The following is a 19293-nucleotide window of genomic DNA, read 5'->3' as shown; positions in this document are numbered from 1 at the left end:
GATGGCATCAGCCATCACGACCCTCGCGGCAGACGCCCCGACGCTGTCTGCCGCGAACACCGGGTTCATGCTCATCTGCTCCGCCCTGGTCATGCTGATGACCCCGGGGCTCGCCTTCTTCTACGGAGGCATGGTCCGCGTCAAGAGCAGCCTCAACATGCTGATGATGAGCTTCATCAGCCTCGGGATCGTCACGATCCTGTGGGTCCTCTACGGCTTCAGCCTCGCCTTCGGCACCGATTCCGGCTCCCTCATCGGCTGGAACTCCGACTACGTCGGCCTCAGCGGCATCGGGATCACCGAGCTGTGGGACGGCTACACCATCCCGGTCTACGTCTTCGCCGTCTTCCAGCTGATGTTCGCCGTGATCACCCCCGCCCTGATCAGCGGTGCGCTGGCCGACCGCGTGAAGTTCGGCGCCTGGGTCCTGTTCACCGGCCTGTGGGTCACCGTCGTCTACTTCCCGGTCGCCCACTGGGTCTGGGGAGCCGGCGGCTGGCTGTTCGAGCTCGGCGTCATCGACTTCGCGGGCGGCACCGCCGTCCACATCAACGCCGGCGCCGCCGCCCTCGGCGTGATCCTGGTCATCGGCAAGCGCGTCGGCTTCAAGAAGGACCCGATGCGCCCGCACAGCCTCCCCCTCGTGATGCTCGGCGCCGGCCTCCTCTGGTTCGGCTGGTTCGGCTTCAACGCAGGATCCTGGCTCGGCAACGACGACGGCGTCGGCGCGGTCATGTTCGTCAACACCCAGGTCGCCACCGCCGCCGCCATGCTCGCCTGGCTCGGCTACGAGAAGCTGCGCCACGGCTCCTTCACCACCCTCGGCGCGGCCTCCGGTGCGGTCGCCGGCCTCGTCGCCATCACCCCCGCGGGCGGTGCCGTCAGCCCGCTCGGCGCGATCGCCGTAGGCGCCATCGCCGGTGTGCTGTGCGCCATGGCCGTCGGCCTCAAGTACAAGTTCGGCTACGACGACTCCCTCGACGTCGTCGGCGTCCACCTCGTCGGCGGTGTCGCCGGCTCCCTGCTCGTCGGCCTCTTCGCCACCGGCGGGGTCCAGTCCGACGTGGCCGGCCTCTTCTACGGCGGCGGCCTGGAGCAGCTCGGCAAGCAGGCCATCGGGGTCTTCGCGGTCCTCGCCTACTCTCTCGTGGTGTCCGCGGGTCTCGCCTTCCTCCTCGACAAGACGATCGGGATGCGGGTCACCGAGGACGTCGAGGTCGCCGGTATCGACCAGGTCGAGCACGCCGAGACCGCATACGACTTCAGCGGAGCCGGTGGCGGAGCCGCCTCGCGGAACACCGCCGCACCCACCCCCTCCGCCGCGAGCAAGAAGGTTGACGCATGAAGCTGATCACCGCGATCGTCAAGCCGCACAAGCTGGACGAGATCAAGGAAGCCCTCCAGGCCTTCGGGGTACAGGGACTCACGGTCACCGAGGCCAGCGGCTACGGCCGCCAGCGCGGCCACACCGAGGTCTACCGCGGTGCCGAGTACCAGGTCGACCTCGTCCCGAAGATCCGCATCGAGGTCCTCGTCGACGACTCCGACGCCGAGGAACTGATCCGGGTCATCGTGAGCGCGGCGGCCACCGGCAAGATCGGTGACGGCAAGGTGTGGAGCGTCCCCGTGGACTCGGTCGTCCGGGTCCGCACCGGCGAGCGCGGCGCTGACGCGCTCTAGCTGACAGGAGCTCCTGGGTGACGAGCGTCGAAGAGAACACGGACCACACGGCCGACTCGGGACCCAGCGGATACGCCGCGGCCCGGCTGCGACTCCTCCAGGAGGAGTCGCAGTCCGGGCCTTCGCGGCGTTCCGCCCTGGCCGGGTTGACCGACACATGGCTGAACGCCCTGTTCGCGACCGCCGTACGGGAGACCGGCGTCCGCGGCGCCACCCTGGTGGCCGTCGGAGGCTACGGACGGGCCGAACTCTCCCCGCGCAGCGACCTCGACCTGCTCCTGCTGCACGACGGCAGAGCGGAGCCGCGGGCCCTGAGCGCCCTGGCCGACCGCGTCTGGTACCCGGTGTGGGACCTCGGCGTCGCCCTCGACCACTCGGTGCGGACCCCCGCCGAGGCCCGCAGGACCGCCGGCGAGGACCTCAAGGTCCACCTCGGCCTGCTCGACGCCCGTACGGTCGCCGGTGACGCCGGACTCCTCGCCGGCCTGCGCACCTCCGTACTGGCCGACTGGCGCAACCAGGCGGCGAAGCGGCTCCCCGAGCTGCACTCCCTGTGCCGGGAAAGGGCGGAGCGGGCCGGGGAACTCCGCTTCCTGCTCGAACCCGACCTCAAGGAGGCCCGCGGGGGCCTGCGGGACGCCACCGCGCTGCGGGCGGTCGCCGCGTCCTGGCTGGCCGACGCCCCGCGCGAGGGCCTCGCCGAGGCCCGCCGGCGGCTCCTGGACGCGCGGGACGCCCTGCACCTGGTGACCGGCCGCGCCACCGACCGGCTCTCCCTCCAGGAACAGGACCAGGTCGCGGACCGGCTCGGCCTGCTCGACGCGGACGCGCTGCTGCGGGAGGTGTACGAGGCCGCGCGGGTCGTCTCGTACGCGGGCGACGTCACCTGGCGGGAGGTCGGGCGCGTCCTGCGGGCCCGCGCCGCCCGCCCCAGGCTGCGCGGGCTGCTGGGTGCCCGCGGCGACCGGGCGGGCACCCGGGCACCCCTGGCCGAGGGCGTGGTGGAGTCCGACGGCGAGGCCGTACTGGCCCTGGCCGCGCGCCCGGACCGGGACCCCGTACTGGCCCTGCGGTTCGCCGCGGCCGCGGCCCAGGCGGGCCTGCCCGTGTCCCTGCACGCCGTCCGCAGACTCGCGGCGCAGGCCAAACCCCTCCCGGTGCCCTGGCCGGCCGAGGCGCGCGAGCAGCTCCTCACCCTGCTGGGGGCGGGGGAGCCGACGGTCGCCGTCTGGGAGGCCCTGGAGGCGGAGGGCCTGATCACGCGGCTCCTCCCGGACTGGGAACGGGTCCGCTGCCGCCCGCAGCGCAACCCGGTCCACACCTGGACCGTGGACCGGCACCTGATCGAGACGGCCGTGCGGGCCTCGGCTCTCACCCGCCGCGTCGGCCGCCCCGACCTGCTGCTGATGGCCGCGCTCCTGCACGACATCGGCAAGGGCTGGCCGGGCGACCACTCGGTGGCCGGCGAGACCATCGCCCGCGACGTCGCCACCCGGATCGGCTTCGACCCGCAGGACATCGCGGTCCTGGGCACGCTCGTACGCCACCACCTGCTGCTGATCGACACCGCGACCCGCCGCGACCTGGACGACCCGGCCACCGTCCGCACGGTCGCCGACGCCGTGGGCTCGGTGGGCACGCTGGAGATACTGCACGCCCTCACCGAGGCGGACGCCCTGGCCACCGGACCTGCTGCGTGGAGCGCGTGGCGCGGATCGCTCGTCGCGGACCTCGTCGCGCGCGTCGCCTCGGTACTGCGCGGCAGCGCCCCGGCGGCCGGCGAACCGGAGATCCCGACCACCGAGCAGGAACGCCTGGCGGTGGAGGCCCTGCGCACCGGGGAGCCGGTCCTGGCGCTCCAGGCCCGCCAGGAGGAGGACGCGGTCGGCGTGGACCTCGTCGTCGCCGTCCCCGACCAGCCCGGGGTCCTCCCCGCGGCGGCCGGGGTGCTGGCCCTGCACCGGCTCACGGTACGGGCGGCCGACCTGCGCTCCATGGAGCTCCCGGACCGGCTGGGGGAGGTCCTGGTGCTGCGCTGGCGGGTGGCGGCGGAGTACGGCGCGCTCCCGCAGGCCGCCAGGCTCCGTACCGACCTGGTCCGCGCCCTGGACGGCTCGCTGGACGTCCCGGCGAAGCTGGCGGACCGCGAGGCGGCCTACCCCAGGCGGCGCGGGGTGGTCCCGCCGCCGCCCCGGGTCACCGTGGTCCCGGAGGTCTCCTCCCTGGCGACGGTCCTGGAGGTGCGGGCACCGGACGCGGTGGGCCTGCTGCACCGGATCGGACGGGCCCTGGAGGCGGCGGGCGTCAGGGTGCGCAGCGCCCACGTCTCCACCCTGGGCGCGAACGCCGTCGACACGCTGTACGTCACCACGCCCGAGGGCAAGCCCCTGGACCCGGCGGCCGCGAGCGCCCTTGCCGCCTCGGTGACGGCAGCCCTTTCGTAGCCGGGCGCGGCGCCGCTGCCGGGGGCGCTGTCCCGTGACCCGCGCGGGTCCGGGACAGCACCCCGGAAACGGCGATAGGGCGGGCCGGGGAGGAGCTGCGCACAGCGGTGGACCCGCACCGGTTGCAGGCAGGTCCCCGGATGGGGGAAGGGCCCGATACCCTGGGGGACGACCACAACGCCCCCGACCCGAGGAATCGCGACCACCGTGTTCGATACGCTCTCCGACCGCTTGGCGAATACCTTCAAGGGCCTGCGCGGCAAAGGCCGGCTGTCCGAGGCTGACATCGACGTAGCGGCCCGGGAAATCCGTATCGCGCTCCTCGAGGCCGACGTCGCCCTCCCGGTCGTCCGCTCCTTCATCGCGAACGTCAAGGAACGCGCCCGCGGTGAAGAGGTCAGCAAGGCCCTGAACCCGGGCCAGCAGGTCCTGAAGATCGTCAACGACGAACTCGTCACCATCCTCGGTGGCGAGACCCGGCGGCTGCGCTTCGCCAAGACCGCCCCCACCGTGATCATGCTGGCCGGTCTCCAGGGTGCGGGTAAGACCACCCTCGCCGGAAAGCTCGGCCTCTGGCTGAAGGGGCAGGGCCACGCCCCGCTCCTCGTCGCCTGCGACCTGCAGCGCCCCAACGCCGTCAACCAGCTGAGCGTCGTCGCCGAGCGCGCCGGCGTGGCCGTGTACGCGCCCCAGCCCGGCAACGGCGTCGGCGACCCGGTCCAGGTCGCGAAGGACTCCGTCGAGTACGCGCGGACCAAGCAGTACGACATCGTCATCGTCGACACCGCCGGTCGCCTCGGTATCGACGCCGAGCTGATGCAGCAGGCCGCGGACATCCGCGACGCCGTCAGCCCCGACGAGATCCTCTTCGTCGTGGACGCCATGATCGGTCAGGACGCGGTCAACACCGCCGAGGCCTTCCGTGACGGCGTCGGCTTCGACGGCGTCGTGCTCTCCAAGCTCGACGGCGACGCCCGGGGCGGTGCCGCTCTCTCCATCGCGCACGTCACCGGCAAGCAGATCATGTTCGCCTCGAACGGCGAGAAGCTCGACGAGTTCGACGCCTTCCACCCCGACCGCATGGCGGGCCGGATCCTCGACATGGGTGACATGCTCACCCTCATCGAGCAGGCCGAGAAGACCTTCTCGCAGGCCGAGGCCGAGAAGATGGCGGCCAAGCTCGCCAAGGGGCCCAAGGAGTTCACGCTCGACGACTTCCTGGCCCAGATGGAGCAGGTCCGCAAGATGGGCTCCATCTCCAAGCTGCTCGGCATGCTGCCCGGCATGGGGCAGATCAAGGACCAGATCAACAACATCGACGAGCGCGACGTCGACCGCACCGCCGCGATCATCAAGTCGATGACCCCGGCCGAGCGCCAGGACCCGACGATCATCAACGGCTCGCGCCGCGCCCGTATCGCCAAGGGTTCCGGCACCGAGGTCAGCGCGGTCAAGTCGCTGGTCGAGAGGTTCTTCGACGCCCGCAAGATGATGTCCCGCATGGCCCAGGGCGGCGGCATGCCGGGCATGCCCGGCATGCCCGGGATGGGCGGCGGCCCCGGCCGGCAGAAGAAGCAGGTCAAGCAGGCCAAGGGCAAGCGCAAGAGCGGCAACCCGATGAAGCGCAGGGAAGAGGAGGCCGCAGCCGCGGCCCGCCGCGAGCAGGGCCCGCAGGCGATCGAGCCCGCGGCCGGCGGCAACCCCTTCGGCCTTCCGGCCGGCGGCCAGGACGGTCAGGACTTCGACCTCCCGGACGAGTTCAAGAAGTTCATGAAGTAACCCGCGCAGGTGGGTGAGGAGGGCCCCGGCCGTGTTCGCACGGCCGGGGCCCTGCTGTTTCCTGCTGGGGCGAGGGCCTGATTTATCCCTTATGGTCGGCCGGGAGGACGGCAGAAGGAGGCGCCCGGTGCCCAGCCCCACCCCCGTACCTCCGCGTGACAGGGCCGACACCCCCTGGCGCTCGGAAGGCGCCCCGCCCACCCCTCCGCCGAAGAAGAAGGGGCTGCCGGGCGGCTGGCGGGGGCTGGTCCTCGCGGCCCTGATCGTCTATCTGGTGGCCAACCTGGTGCTGTCCTTCTTCAACGAGGGGGACGAGCCGACGATCTCGTACACCGCGTTCAGCAAGCAGGTCGCCGACGGCAACGTCTCGAAGATCTACTCCAAGGGCGACGCCATCCAGGGCGAGCTGAAGGCCAAGCAGCCCCTGCCCGACGGCGACAAGGGCGACTACACCAAATTCGTCACCCAGCGGCCGGCCTTCGCCGACGACGAGCTGTGGGCCGAGCTCACCAAGCAGAACGTGACCGTGACCGCCTCCCCGGTCGTCGTCCAGCGCAGCTTCCTCTCCAACCTGCTGATCTCGCTCGCGCCGATGCTGCTGCTGGTCCTGCTGTGGGTGGTCATCGCCCGCCGGATGGGCTCGGGCATGGGCGGCATGGGCGCGCTGGGCCGCAAGGCGCCGCCCAAGCCGGTGGAGCTGGAGACGGGCGCCGAACGCACCACGTTCGAGGACGTGGCCGGCATCGACGAGGTCGAGGGGGAGCTCAACGACGTCGTCGACTTCCTCAAGAACCCGCAGGAGTACCGGAAGATGGGCGCCCGGATGCCGGGCGGGGTCCTGCTGTCCGGGCCGCCCGGCACCGGGAAGACCCTGCTGGCGCGGGCGGTCGCGGGCGAGGCCGGGGTGCCCTTCTTCTCCGCCTCCGCCTCCGAGTTCATCGAGATGATCGTCGGCGTCGGCGCCTCCCGGGTGCGCGAACTGTTCACCGAGGCGCGCAAGGTGGCCCCCGCCATCATCTTCATCGACGAGATCGACACCATCGGACGGGCCCGCGGCGGCGGCAGCGCCATGGGCGGCCACGACGAACGCGAACAGACCCTCAACCAGATCCTCACCGAGATGGACGGCTTCTCCGGCTCGGAGGGCGTGATCGTCCTCGCGGCCACCAACCGCGCGGACGTGCTCGACCCCGCCCTCACCCGCCCCGGCCGCTTCGACCGCATGGTGGTCGTCTCCCCGCCCGACCGCGCCGGCCGCGAGGCCATCCTGCGCATCCACACCCGGGACATCCCGCTCGCCGAGGGCGTGGACCTGGCACAGGTGGCCCGCACCACCCCCGGCATGACCGGAGCGGACCTGGCCAACCTGGCCAACGAGGCCGCGCTGCTGGCCGTCAAACGCCAGCAGACCCAGGTCACCCAGGCGGACCTGTCGGACGCGCTGGAGAAGGTCCAGCTGGGAGCCGAGCGCCCGTTGGTCATGCCGGAGGAGGAACGCCGCCGCACCGCCTACCACGAGAGCGGCCACGCACTCCTGGGCATGCTCCAGCCGGGCGCCGACCCGGTCCGCAAGATCACGATCGTCCCCCGCGGGCGCGCGCTGGGCGTCACGCTCTCCACCCCGGACGCGGACCGGTACGCCTACACCGAGGAGTACCTGCGCGGCCGCATCATCGGCGCGCTGGGCGGCATGGCGGCCGAGCACGTGGTCTACGACGTGATCACCACCGGGGCCGAGAACGACCTGGAGCAGGTGACCAACATCGTCCGCGGCATGGTCGGCCGCTGGGGCATGAGCGAGCGGATCGGCCGCCTCACCGCCATCCCCTCCGACGGGCAGAGCCCCTACGGACTCTCCGCGGCCCCCGCCACCCTCGACGCCGTCGACCACGAGATGCGGCGCATCGTCGACGAGTGCTACCTGGAGGCCTGCCGCCTGCTGCGCGAGCACCGGCCCCAGCTGGACGCCCTCGCGCAGGCCCTCCTCGCCAACGAGACCCTGGACGAAGCGGCCGCCTACGCCGCCGCGGGCATCATCCGGATGACCAAGGCGCACGGCACCGACTGAGGACGGCCGTCAGTCCACCCGGGCGATCACGTACCGGAAGATGTTCGGCAGCCACACGGCGCCGTCGGACCGCTCGAACGGGTGAAGCGCCTCGGCCAGCTCCTTCTCCGCCAGGACCGGATCGCCCGTGCCGTCGTAGAGCCCGGTCGACAGCAGTCCGCGTACCGCGCTGTCCACATCCGCGTACCCGAACGGGCAGAACACCCGCCCCGAACCGTCCGGGCGCAGGCCCGCCCGCTCCACCAACACGTCCAAGTCCCGCGGCGCGGGACCACCGCCCAGCACCGAGGGCGCCGTGCAGCGCTCCGCGGGCCCCCAGTCGGCCAGCACCACCGCCCCGCCGCGGCGGACCGCGGGCAGCGCCGCCGCCAGGGCCTCCGGGGCCGGGGAGAAGGCGAGCAGGGCGTCGTACGGGCGCGGCGGGGCCGGCGGCTGCGGCGGAGCCGCCAGAACCTCCAGCAGCCGCTCACGGGCCAGTGCCCGCCGGGCCGGATCCGCCTCCACGCCCGTGGCCACGGCTCCCCGCCCGGCCGCGAGCAGCAGGGGCAGGCCGGCCCCGCAGTCGAGGTCCAGCAGCCGGTCGCCCGGCCCGACCTCCAGCCGGTCGTAGACCGCTTCGTACAGCGGTACCAGCATTCGTTCCTGGATCTCCGCCCAGTCCCGGGCGACGAGCGTCGCCGTCGGCGTCGGTGTCATCGAAAGAGCGCTCCTGATTCCGTGTCGCCCCCTTGCCCCCGTTGCCAGAGAACTCCCCATTCGCCCCCGCGTCCAGAGGAGCGCGGCACCCGATTCACGTATCGCGTGCCCGGCGCCGTACGATTCGCGGCATGGCAAAGGCACCCGTTCTCACCCCGCAGGCGGAGGATTTCCCCCGCTGGTACCAGGATCTGATCAACAAGGCCGAGCTGGCCGACAACGGTCCGGTCCGCGGCACCATGGTCATCCGACCGTACGGCTACGGCCTGTGGGAGCGGATGCAGCAGGAGATGGACGCGCGCATCAAGGACGCGGGCGCGCAGAACGCGTACTTCCCGCTGTTCATCCCGCAGTCCTACCTGACGAAGGAAGCGGAGCACGTCGAGGGCTTCGCCCCCGAGCTCGCGGTCGTCACGCACGGCGGCGGCAAGGAGCTGGAGGAGCCGGTCGTCGTCCGGCCCACGTCCGAGACGATCATCAACGACTACTTCTCCAAGTGGGTCCAGAGCTACCGCGACCTGCCCCTGCTCATCAACCAGTGGGCGAACGTGGTCCGCTGGGAGATGCGCCCGCGCGTGTTCCTCCGTACGAGCGAGTTCCTCTGGCAGGAGGGCCACACGGCCCACGCCACCTACGAGGACGCCCGCGACTACGCCGCCCGCATCCACACGGACGTCTACGGCGACTTCATGACGAACGTGCTCGGCATCGACGTCGTGCTCGGCCGCAAGACCGCCAAGGAGCGCTTCGCCGGCGCCATCAACACCCTCACCCTCGAGGGCATGATGGGCGACGGCAAGGCCCTCCAGCTGGGCACGAGCCACGAGCTCGGCACCAACTTCGCCAAGGCCTTCAACACCCAGTACCTGTCGAAGGAAGGCAAGCAGGAGCTCGTCTGGCAGACCTCGTGGGGCGTTTCGACCCGCATGGTCGGCGGCCTGATCATGTCCCACGGCGACGACAACGGCCTGCGGGTGCCGCCGCGCCTCGCGCACATCCAGGTCGTCGTCATGGCGATCAAGGGCGACGAGGCCGTGGCGAAGGTCCGCGAGCTGGGCGCCCAGCTCAAGGCCGCGGGCCTGCGCGTCCAGGTCGACGACCGCGTCGACACCCCCTTCGGCCGCCGCGCCGTGGACTGGGAGCTCAAGGGCGTACCGGTCCGCATCGAGATCGGCCCCCGCGACCTGGAGGCCGGCACCGCGATGCTGGCCCGCCGGATCCCGGGCGGGAAGACCCCGGTGCAGATCGACGCCCTCGCCGACCTGCTGCCCAAGGTGCTGGACGAGGACCAGGCGCAGCTGCTGCGCGAGTCCCGCGAGCGCCGTGAGGCCCGTACGTCCGACGTCTCCACCATCGGTGAGGCCGCCGAAGCCGCCATCGCCGGTGGCTGGGCGCGGATCCCGTGGGCCGACCTCGGTCCGGAGGGCGAGGCGAAGCTGGCCGAGCAGGCCGTCTCCGTACGCTGCCTGATCGCCGCGGACGGGTCGGTTCCGGAGGCGGACGACGCCCCGGGTACGCTCGCGATCGTCGCGCGCTCGTACTGACGGGCCGACAGGCTTCCCGGCCCCGGCGTGCGGCATGTGCCGCACGCCGGGGCCGGTTCGGTTTGGTCGCCGTTACGTACCGACTCCTCCTGGGATCGGCGCACCCGTCCTCGTCAGGACGCATGAGACTGAACTGACTGGTACGTGCAAAAAATTTGGAATGGCCCGGAATCGGAACACCCGGGCACTCCGGCTCGTTGTCACGACGTGAGCACGACACCACCTGTTCTCGCCGCAGAGCTGGCGCAGGCGTGGGCCGATATTCAGCGGTACCACCCCGAGCTGCCTGACCTTGCCGCGCCCGAGTCCCTGATCGGAGAGTCCTCGTCCGCCTGCGGCGCCGAACTCTCCTTCGAGCGACTGCTGCACGAGGCAGTCCACGGCATCGCCGCCGCCCGCGGTGTCCGTGACACCTCGCGCGCCGGCCGCTACCACAACCGCAGATTCCTCGCGATCGCCGAGGAGATGGGGCTGGACCACTCCGAAGAGCCGCACGCGAGCAGCGGCTTCTCCCTGGTCACGCTCAATCCGGAGGCGAAGCGGCGCTACCGGGCCACCATCGAGCGCCTCCAGCGCGCGCTGAAGGCGCACACGGCCGCCACCGCGGCCGACACCAAGCGCAGCTTCCGCGGGCCGGCGGCCCGGCACGGCTCCTCCGGCGGCGGGGTGCGCGTCAAGGCGGTCTGCGACTGCGGGCGCAACGTACGGGTGGTCCCCTCCGTGCTGGCCCAGGCGCCGATCGTGTGCGGTGGCTGCATGAAGCCTTTCCGCATCCCCGACGTGGCCATCGCGGCGGCCTCCTGACCGCCGCCGCCGTCGCCGCCGGGGCCACCGCCCCACGGCGAACCGGCCGCCGGGCCGCCGCTCCCACCGGGGCGGCCGCCGACGGCGCGGGCGCGGGCGGCCCCCGCGCGGGCGGCCCGCACACGGGTGACCGGTACCCCCGCACGCCGGTGGGGCGTGCCCTGCGCCCGGACCTGCCCGCCCGGCCGACGCCGCCGCAGGCGTATGGCACAATGGCTAGCTGTACTCGACAGTCGCATAGGACCCCTCTCTCCTCCGGCTGACGCGTCCATCGGGCACCCGAGTACCGCAACCCCACGTGGCATCTCATGTGCCCAACCACGTCAAGTTCAGGAGACACCACTCCAGTGGCAGTCAAGATCAAGCTCAAGCGCCTCGGCAAGATTCGCCAGCCGCACTACCGCATCGTCGTCGCCGACGCCCGCACCCGCCGGGACGGTCGCGCGATCGAAGAGATCGGTATCTACCACCCGACGTACAACCCGTCGCGCATCGAGGTCAACGCCGAGCGTGCGCAGTACTGGCTGTCCGTCGGCGCCCAGCCCACCGAGGCTGTGCTCGCCATCCTGAAGCTGACCGGTGACTGGCAGGCCCACAAGGGTCTCCCCGCCCCCGCGCCGCTCCTGCAGCCGGAGACGAAGGAGAGCAAGCGTCGCTCCTTCGACGAGTTCGCCAAGGCCCTCGAGGGCATCGGCGAGGGCAAGGGCGAGGCCATCACGCAGAAGGCGAAGAAGGCCGACAAGAAGGCGGACGAGGCTGAGGCCGCCGCCGAGTCGACCGAGGCCTGATCATGCTCGAGGAGGCTCTTGAGCACCTCGTAAAGGGCATTGTGGACAACCCCGACGAAGTGCAGGTCGCCTCGCGCAACCTGCGCCGCGGGCAGGTGCTCGAGGTCCGGGTCCACCCCGACGACCTCGGCAAGGTGATCGGCCGCAACGGCCGCACCGCACGTGCTCTGCGTACCGTCGTGGGCGCCATCGGCGGCCGGGGCATCCGCGTCGACCTCGTCGACGTGGACCAGGTCCGCTGAGCAGTTGAATCACCGGCACGGGCCGGGGAGGGCGTAGGTCGCCCGCCCCGGCCCGAGTCGTTTCTGCCCCCGGGCAGGAGCGACCATTGATCTGAGCAACCACGCCGCAGCAAGGGAAGAGCACAGTGGAGTTGGTAGTCGCGCGGATCGGCCGCGCCCACGGCATCAAGGGTGAGGTCACCGTCGAGGTGCGCACGGACGAGCCGGAGCTGCGGCTCAGCCCCGGCGCCGTGCTCAAGACGGAACCTGCGACGGTGGGACCGCTGACGATCGAGACCGGCCGCGTGCACAGCGGGAGGCTCATGCTCCGCTTCGCGGGCGTCAAGGACCGCACCGGCGCCGAGGCGCTGCGCAACACCCTCCTGATCGCCGAGGTGGACCCCTCCGAGCTGCCGGAGGAGGAGGACGAGTACTACGACCACCAGCTGATGGACCTGGACGTGGTGCTGGAGGACGGCACCGAGATCGGCCGGATCACCGAGATCTCCCACCTGCCCTCGCAGGACCTCTTCATCGTCGAGCGGCCGGACGGCTCCGAGGTGATGATCCCCTTCGTGGAGGAGATCGTCGCCGAGATCGACCTGGAGGAGCAGCGCTGCGTCATCACCCCGCCGCCCGGGCTGATCGACGAGCGCGAGGCGATCGTCGTCTCGACCCGTGACGAGGAAGCCGCGGGCGCCGGCGATGCGGCCGACGCGGGCGATGCCGCCGACGCCACCTCCACCGACGCCGCGGACTCCGGGGACAAGGCCTGATGCGACTCGACGTCGTCACGATCTTCCCCGAGTACCTGGAGCCGCTGAACGTCTCCCTCGTCGGCAAGGCCCGGGCCCGCGGGCAGCTCGACGTACACGTGCACGACCTGCGGGACTGGACGTACGACCGGCACAACACGGTGGACGACACCCCGTACGGCGGCGGTCCCGGCATGGTCATGAAGACCGAGCCGTGGGGCGAGGCCCTGGACTCCGCGCTGGCCGACGGCTACGAGGCCGGCGCGCACGGGCCCGTCATGGTCGTCCCCACCCCCAGCGGCCGGCCCTTCACCCAGGAACTGGCCGTCGAGCTCTCCGAGCGGCCCTGGCTGATCTTCACGCCGGCCCGGTACGAGGGCATCGACCGCCGGGTCATGGACGAGTACGCCACGCGCATGCCGGTGTACGAGGTCTCCATCGGCGACTACGTGCTGGCGGGCGGTGAGGCCGCCGTACTGGTGGTCACCGAGGCCGTGGCCCGGCTGCTGCCCGGGGTGCTCGGCAACGCCGAATCGCACCGGGACGACTCCTTCGCGCCGGGCGAGATGGCGAACCTGCTGGAGGGGCCCGTCTACACCAAGCCCCCCGTGTGGCGCGGCCGGGACATCCCCGAGGTGCTGCTCAGCGGCCACCACGGGAAGATCGCCCGGTGGCGCCGGGACGAGGCCTTCCGCCGGACCGCCGAGAACCGCCCCGACCTGATCGAGCGCTGCGAGGCGGCCGGCTTCGACAAGAAGGACCGGGAGATCCTCTCCGTCCTGGGCTGGCAGCCCTCCGCCGACGGCCGATTTTGGCGTAGGCCGCAGGCCGTGGAAGAATAGGCGGCTGTTGTGTGCTCGCGGGCGCCCCTGCCACAGGGGGACCGTCGTCCGCCGGGACCCACAGCTCCCGAATTCTCTACGGAAACCCGCACTGGCGACCTGTGGCGTCATGCGAAGAAAGCAGACGAAGAACATGTCTCACCTGCTCGATGGCGTCAACGCCGCCGCGCTCCGCTCGGACGTCCCGGCCTTCCGCCCGGGTGACACGATCAACGTGCACGTCCGCGTGATCGAGGGCAACCGCTCCCGTATCCAGCAGTTCAAGGGTGTCGTCATCCGCCGCCAGGGCGCCGGTGTCTCCGAGACCTTCACGGTCCGCAAGGTCTCCTTCAGCGTCGGCGTGGAGCGTACCTTCCCGGTCCACTCCCCGATCTTCGAGAAGATCGAGCTCGTCACCCGCGGTGACGTTCGCCGTGCGAAGCTGTACTACCTCCGTGAGCTCCGCGGCAAGGCCGCGAAGATCAAGGAGAAGCGCGACCGCTGAGGTCGTCTCCGGAGTCCGGGGGTGGCCGGATAGGCTCGCCCCCGATGGACACCGAAGCACCTCACACGCAGCGCGGCCACTCTTCCCCCGTCGAGGGGGACGAGCGGCCGCGTTTTGCGTTCTCCCGGACCGGGCGGACCGCCGGTCGGCGACCCCTGACGTGGCGTCGTGCGGGACTGCTCGGTGTGCTCTGCACCGTGTTCCTGCTGCTGTTCAGCAATTTCGTCGTCCAGCCCTTCCTGATCCCGAGCCGCTCGATGGAGCCGACGCTCCGGGTCGGGGACCGGGTGCTGGTCAACAAGCTGGCGTACCGGTTCGGCGAGCAGCCCCGCCGGGGGGACGTGGTGGTCTTCGACGGCACGGGCTCCTTCGTACGGGAACGCCCCGCGGGCAATCCGGTCGGGAGCCTGCTGCACGGCGGGGCCTCGGCGCTCGGGCTGGCGGAGCCGTCCGACACCGACTTCGTGAAGCGGGTCGTGGGTGTCGGCGGCGACGACGTGGTGTGCTGCGACGCGGGCGGGCGGGTGGCGGTGAACGGCGTGCCGCTGGAGGAGCCGTACGTGTACCCCGGCGACGCCGCCTCGGTGGTGCCCTTCCGGATCGTCGTACCGCTTGGGACCCTGTGGGTCATGGGCGATCATCGTTCCCAGTCCCGCGACTCGCGGGACCACCTGGGGGAGCCGGGCGGGGGGATGGTGCCGGTGGAGAAGGTGATCGGGCGGGCCGACTGGATCGGCTGGCCGTTCTCGCGCTGGGACTCCGTAGGCGGTGGCCATGGGTAGCCGGGGGCGGCCGAAGGGCGGACGGGACTGGGACGATTTCGAGCCCGAACCCGAGCCGGAGCCCACCCCGGCCCGGCCGGTGCAGGGTGGCCGGGTGGAGGGCGGCCGGGCCGAACGGCGCCGGACGGCCCGCAAGGTGCGCCGGCGCCGCCGCACGCGCCGGGCCGGCGAACTGCCGCTGCTGGTGGTCGTGGCCCTGTGCATAGCGCTGCTCCTGAAGACCTTCATGGTGCAGGCCTTCTTCATCCCGTCGGGCTCGATGGAGCAGACGATCCGGATCGGCGACCGCGTCCTCGTGGACAAGCTGACCCCCTGGTTCGGCTCCAAGATCGAGCGCGGCGACATCGTCGTGTTCAAGGACCCCGGCGGCTGGCTGCGCGGCGAGGCGGCCCGCCCGGCCAAGGATCCGGTCGTGATCAAGCAGGTCAAGCAGGGGCTGACCTTCATCGGCCTGCTCCCCTCGGCCGACGAGCAGGATCTGATCAAGCGGGTCATCGGCGTCGGCGGGGACACCGTCAAGTGCTGCGACAGCAGGGGCCGGGTCACCGTCAACGGCTCGCCGCTCGATGAGCCGTACGTGAACCCGGGCAACACCCCCTCCGACATCCCGTTCGAGGTGCAGGTGCCCGAGGGCCGGCTCTTCGTGATGGGCGACCACCGGGCGAACTCGGCCGACTCCCGCTTCCACCTCGACGAGGGGTTTCAGGGCACCATCGCCGAGAGCGGGGTCGTGGGCGAGGCCGTCGTGATCGCCTGGCCGTTCGGGCACTGGACCAGGCTGGAGCAGCCGGCGACCTTCCGGATGGTGCCCGATCAGGCGCGGCGCGAAGGACGCGGCCGTCGGCGGCGCCGACGGGGCGTGCCGTTCGCATAGTGTGTCCTCGGTCTCCCGAGCCTTAGGGAACTCCCGCTCGTTAAGGGAGGGGAGGGCCCGTGTCGGATTCGACGTGGGCGGCAATCGCGAGTGAGGAGTGGATGTGGGGGACGTGGCGGTAGGCGCACGATCCGGACGCGACGAGGGCGAGGAGCGTCCGGGTGACGACGCCGTCGAGCGCGAGGCCGGGATCGAGGAGGACGGCGCCGCCGAAGAGCGCACGCACCGTTCCTTCTGGAAGGAGCTTCCGCTCCTCATCGGCATCGCGCTGCTGCTGGCCCTGCTGATCAAGACCTTCCTGGTCCAGGCGTTCTCGATCCCGTCCGACTCGATGCAGAACACCCTGCAGCGGGGGGACCGGGTCCTGGTGGACAAGCTGACCCCGTGGTTCGGCTCCGAGCCGGAGCGCGGCGAGGTCGTCGTCTTCCACGACCCCGCGAACTGGCTGTCCGGGGAGCCCACCCCCGAGCCGAACATCTTCCAGCAGGTGCTCAGCAAGATCGGCCTGATGCCGGACGCCGCCGAGAAGGACCTGATCAAGCGGACCATCGCGATCGGCGGGGACACGGTGGAGTGCAAGAAGGGGGGACCGGTCGTCGTCAACGGCAAGGAGCTGGACGAGCCGTACATCTACCCCGGCAACACCCCGTGCGACGACGCCCCGTTCGGCCCGATCACCGTGCCCAAGGGCAAGATCTGGGTCATGGGCGACCACCGGCAGAACTCCCAGGACTCCCGCTACCACATGCAGGACTCCACCGGGGGCTTCGTGCCGGTCGACAAGGTCGTCGGGCGGGCCGTCGTGGTCGCGTGGCCGCTGACGCGCTGGTCCACGCTCCCCGTTCCGGAGACCTTCGACCAGCCGGGCATCAACAACCAGGCCGCGGCGACCGCGCTCGGCCTCGGGGCCTCCGGGCTGGCGCCGGTCGGGCTCGGCCCGGCCGCGCTGGGGCTCGCCGGAGCGGTCCCGCTCGTCATGTGGCGCCGGCGGAAGCTGACCAGCGGCCGTACCGACGGGTAGGGTGCCGCCCAGGTCGACGATCCCGAAGTGTGTGGGGGCGCTGGAATGGGCGGAACACAAGCAATACGCAGGGGCAGTGATGGCCGCGGCGGTCTTGGCAACGTGTTGTCGGGAATCGCCGTGGCCATCGGCTTTGCGCTCTTCCTGGGCGGTTTCGTGTGGGGGGCGGTCGTCTACCGGCCCTACACGGTGCCCACCGACTCGATGATGCCCACGGTGCGGCCCGGGGACCGGCTGCTGGCGCAGCGCATCGACGGCACCGAGGTGCGCCGTGGCGACGTCGTCATCTTCACTGATTCCATGTGGAGCGATTCGCCCATGGTCAAGCGGGTCGTCGGCATCGGCGGCGACACGGTGAAGTGCTGCGGCGCGGGCGGCGGGCTGACGGTGAACGGAACCCCGCTGGACGAGCCGTACGCGGACACCACGCGGCCCGACACGGGCCTGGCCATGCCGCCCGGACAGACCGCGCCCACCGGGACCCCCTTCGAGGTGACCGTCCCGGAGGGCAACCTCTTCCTGCTGGGCGACCGGCGGGCCGCCTCCCTGGACTCCCGGGCCCACCTCCAGGAGGCCGGGCAGGGCACGGTGCCCCGGTCGGCCGTCAGTGCCCGCGTCGACGCCCTGGCCTGGCCCTCCATGACGATGGTGGAGCGGCCGGCGACGTACGCGGCCCTGCCCGGCGGGATCTCGCGGCCCGGGCCGCTGCGCCTCCAGGTGGTGGCGGTGCTGGCCGGGGCCGCTCTGGTGGTGCTGGGAGCCGCGTACGGGCCCGTCGCGCGGGTCCTGGGGCGCGGGCGGCGCAAGGAGGCCGCCGGTGTCCGCTGACCCGCCCGGGGAACAGGGCGGCCGGAAGGTGTCGCGGGTGATCCTGCTGGACCCGGCCGACCGGATCCTGCTGCTGCACGGCTTCGAGCCGGCCGACCCCTCGGACGACTGGTGGTTCACCCCCGGCGGCGGGCTGGAGGGGACCGAGAGCCGGGAGCAGGCGGCCCTGCGGGAACTGGCGGAGGAGACCGGGATCACCGACGTGGAGCTGGGCCCGGTGCTGTGGCACCGCTACTGCTCCTTCCCCTTCGCCGGGCGGCGCTGGGAGCAGGACGAGTGGTACTTCCTGGCCCGTACCACCCAGACGGCCACCGAGATGGGCGGTCTCACCGAGCTGGAGCGGCGCAGCGTCACCGGAGCGCGGTGGTGGACCTCCGAGGAACTTCTCGCAGCACATGAGACGGTGTACCCGACCAGACTCGCCGAGCTGCTCCGTACGCTGCTCGACGACGGTCCTCCGGGTGAGCCGGTGGTCCTGGCCCCGGAAATCGTTTAGGGGCACATGGCCCTGGCGCACAATAGGGGGACGCACGGCTGAAGGGGAACATGCCATGAGTGCCGAGGACCTCGAAAAGTACGAGACCGAGATGGAGCTGAAGCTCTATCGGGAGTACCGCGACGTCGTCGGGCTGTTCAAGTATGTGATCGAGACGGAACGCCGTTTCTACCTCACGAACGACTACGAGATGCAGGTGCACTCGGTTCAGGGGGAGGTGTTCTTCGAGGTCTCGATGGCCGACGCGTGGGTGTGGGACATGTACCGACCGGCCCGCTTCGTGAAGCAGGTGCGGGTGCTGACCTTCAAGGACGTGAACATCGAGGAGCTCAACAAGAGCGATCTCGAACTGCCCGGCAGCTGAGCGGCCTCACCCGCAGGGGTGAGGCCGTTGTCCACAACAGCCGGATTGTCCACCAAGATCCACAGGGTGGGCGGGGGCGCGGGACATTCGGTGCCGGAGGTGGTGCCGGATGAACGCGAAGGGCGTGGCACAGCAGGCATTGGGGCGGTACGGCGAGGACCTCGCGGCGCGGCGGCTGACCGAAGCCGGGATGACCGTGATCGCGCGGAACTGGCGGTGCCGCGGCGGGGAGATCGACATCGTCGCCCGGGACGGGGACGCCCTCGTCGTGTGCGAGGTCAAGACCCGCCGGGCGGGTGCGTTCGAGCATCCGATGGCCGCCGTGCGGCCCGCCAAGGCCGAGCGCCTGCGCGGGCTCGCCGGCCGCTGGCTCGCCGACCACGGCGGACCCCCGTCGGGCGGGGTGCGCATCGACCTCGTCGGGGTGCTGCTGCCGCGGCGCGGTGCTCCCCTGGTGGAACACGTCAGGGGGGTGGCCTGATGGGCTTCGCGCGCGCCTGCTCGGTGGCCCTGGTCGGCGTCGACGGCGTGGTGGTCGAGGTCCAGGCCGACCTGGAGCCGGGGGTGGCCGCCTTCACCCTCGTGGGCCTGCCGGACAAGACCCTGGTCGAGAGCCGGGACCGGGTGCGGGCGGCCGTGGTGTTCCCTGTCAAGTTCTTGTGTTCAGGATCTTGGGTGCCTGACTGAGGAGGCGATGCATGCCGCTAGGTGGCCAGCTCCTCCATGCACGAGCTCTGGGGGCAGCTCTGAGTTCGTGTCCCCCTCGCGATACTGATGTTCCTATTCCTGGCGATGGCGTCCCTGGATAGGGTGGCTGCCTGGG

The 19293-nt window shown here is 71.5% G+C and carries 19 protein-coding genes and 2 pseudogenes; 20 read left to right on the top strand and 1 reads right to left on the bottom strand.

Features of this window, described 5'->3' with window-relative positions:
• The first annotated feature begins 1 nt into the window (after position 1).
• The 5 genes from B6R96_RS10600 (at position 2) to ftsH (ending at position 7971) form a co-directional block, all read left to right on the top strand.
• Positions 2-1345, top strand: coding sequence for an ammonium transporter (locus B6R96_RS10600; protein WP_030386413.1), 1344 nt, complete (start codon positions 2-4; stop codon positions 1343-1345).
• Positions 1342-1680: a P-II family nitrogen regulator gene (locus tag B6R96_RS10595; protein ID WP_030009357.1), complete on the top strand. Its 339-nt coding sequence runs from the start codon at positions 1342-1344 to the stop codon at positions 1678-1680. The genes B6R96_RS10600 and B6R96_RS10595 overlap by 4 nt, the downstream gene beginning before the upstream one ends.
• A 17-nt stretch (positions 1681-1697) precedes the next feature.
• The gene (locus tag B6R96_RS10590) at positions 1698-4124 is read left to right on the top strand and encodes a [protein-PII] uridylyltransferase (protein WP_081522346.1); all 2427 of its coding nucleotides are present in this window, start codon (positions 1698-1700) and stop codon (positions 4122-4124) included.
• Positions 4125-4331: 207 nt separating this feature from the next.
• A complete protein-coding gene (gene ffh, locus B6R96_RS10585; RefSeq protein WP_030386411.1) occupies positions 4332-5903 on the top strand; it encodes a signal recognition particle protein in 1572 nt (523 codons plus the stop codon).
• A 91-nt stretch (positions 5904-5994) separates the two neighbouring features.
• Complete coding sequence (gene ftsH / locus B6R96_RS10580) at positions 5995-7971, top strand: ATP-dependent zinc metalloprotease FtsH (protein ID WP_081522345.1); 1977 nt, start codon at positions 5995-5997, stop codon at positions 7969-7971.
• Positions 7972-7980: 9 nt separating this feature from the next.
• On the opposite strand, the gene B6R96_RS10575 is transcribed toward ftsH, so the two are convergent.
• Entirely contained in the window at positions 7981-8667 is a 687-nt protein-coding gene (locus B6R96_RS10575; protein WP_030386409.1) for an SAM-dependent methyltransferase, read from the bottom strand.
• Positions 8668-8798: 131 nt separating this feature from the next.
• On the opposite strand from B6R96_RS10575, the gene proS reads away from it, so the two are divergent.
• The 15 genes and pseudogenes from proS to B6R96_RS10500 form a co-directional block, all read left to right on the top strand.
• Positions 8799-10211: a proline--tRNA ligase gene (gene proS, locus B6R96_RS10570; protein ID WP_030386408.1), complete on the top strand. Its 1413-nt coding sequence runs from the start codon at positions 8799-8801 to the stop codon at positions 10209-10211.
• A gap of 207 nt (positions 10212-10418) precedes the next feature.
• Positions 10419-11015 carry a hypothetical protein gene (locus tag B6R96_RS10565; protein WP_030386407.1) on the top strand — a complete coding sequence of 199 codons (597 nt, stop codon included), beginning with the start codon at positions 10419-10421 and terminating at the stop codon, positions 11013-11015.
• Between the two features lie 347 nt (positions 11016-11362).
• A complete protein-coding gene (rpsP, locus tag B6R96_RS10560) occupies positions 11363-11803 on the top strand; it encodes a 30S ribosomal protein S16 (protein ID WP_030386406.1) in 441 nt (146 codons plus the stop codon).
• A gap of 2 nt (positions 11804-11805) precedes the next feature.
• Positions 11806-12045: an RNA-binding protein gene (locus B6R96_RS10555; RefSeq protein ID WP_030011889.1), complete on the top strand. Its 240-nt coding sequence runs from the start codon at positions 11806-11808 to the stop codon at positions 12043-12045.
• Between the two features lie 125 nt (positions 12046-12170).
• The gene (rimM, locus tag B6R96_RS10550; RefSeq protein WP_081522344.1) at positions 12171-12800 is read left to right on the top strand and encodes a ribosome maturation factor RimM; all 630 of its coding nucleotides are present in this window, start codon (positions 12171-12173) and stop codon (positions 12798-12800) included.
• Positions 12800-13621, top strand: a complete 822-nt coding sequence (trmD, locus tag B6R96_RS10545) for a tRNA (guanosine(37)-N1)-methyltransferase TrmD (RefSeq protein ID WP_030386404.1) — start codon at positions 12800-12802, stop codon at positions 13619-13621. The genes rimM and trmD overlap by 1 nt, the downstream gene beginning before the upstream one ends.
• A 133-nt stretch (positions 13622-13754) precedes the next feature.
• The gene (gene rplS / locus B6R96_RS10540) at positions 13755-14105 is read left to right on the top strand and encodes a 50S ribosomal protein L19 (RefSeq protein ID WP_030386403.1); all 351 of its coding nucleotides are present in this window, start codon (positions 13755-13757) and stop codon (positions 14103-14105) included.
• A gap of 44 nt (positions 14106-14149) precedes the next feature.
• Positions 14150-14887, top strand: coding sequence for a signal peptidase I (lepB, locus tag B6R96_RS10535; RefSeq protein WP_081522343.1), 738 nt, complete (start codon positions 14150-14152; stop codon positions 14885-14887).
• Positions 14880-15926 (top strand): annotated as a pseudogene (gene lepB / locus B6R96_RS10530) (signal peptidase I). Before lepB (B6R96_RS10535) ends, lepB (B6R96_RS10530) begins: the two are co-directional and overlap by 8 nt.
• Positions 15874-16782, top strand: a complete 909-nt coding sequence (lepB, locus tag B6R96_RS10525) for a signal peptidase I (protein WP_030386401.1) — start codon at positions 15874-15876, stop codon at positions 16780-16782. The pseudogene lepB (B6R96_RS10530) and the gene lepB (B6R96_RS10525) overlap by 53 nt, the downstream one beginning before the upstream one ends.
• Before the next feature lie 45 nt (positions 16783-16827).
• Complete coding sequence (lepB, locus tag B6R96_RS10520) at positions 16828-17610, top strand: signal peptidase I (RefSeq protein WP_081522342.1); 783 nt, start codon at positions 16828-16830, stop codon at positions 17608-17610.
• A complete protein-coding gene (locus B6R96_RS10515) occupies positions 17600-18106 on the top strand; it encodes an NUDIX hydrolase (protein ID WP_081522341.1) in 507 nt (168 codons plus the stop codon). Before lepB (B6R96_RS10520) ends, B6R96_RS10515 begins: the two co-directional genes overlap by 11 nt.
• A gap of 55 nt (positions 18107-18161) precedes the next feature.
• On the top strand, positions 18162-18470 hold the full coding sequence (locus B6R96_RS10510; RefSeq protein WP_005311352.1) for a DUF2469 domain-containing protein: 309 nt from the start codon (positions 18162-18164) through the stop codon (positions 18468-18470).
• 109 nt (positions 18471-18579) lie between these two features.
• Complete coding sequence (locus tag B6R96_RS10505; RefSeq protein WP_081522340.1) at positions 18580-18951, top strand: YraN family protein; 372 nt, start codon at positions 18580-18582, stop codon at positions 18949-18951.
• Positions 18951-19112: pseudogene (locus B6R96_RS10500) on the top strand (magnesium chelatase); the annotation flags it as partial. The gene B6R96_RS10505 and the pseudogene B6R96_RS10500, both read left to right, overlap by 1 nt.
• Positions 19113-19293: the final 181 nt, after the last annotated feature.

The sequence above is a fragment of the Streptomyces sp. Sge12 genome, assembly GCF_002080455.1.
Classification (GTDB): Bacteria; Actinomycetota; Actinomycetes; order Streptomycetales; family Streptomycetaceae; genus Streptomyces.
The sequence above is the reverse complement of the archived record's forward strand: the minus strand, read 5'-3'. Positions and strand labels throughout refer to the sequence as shown.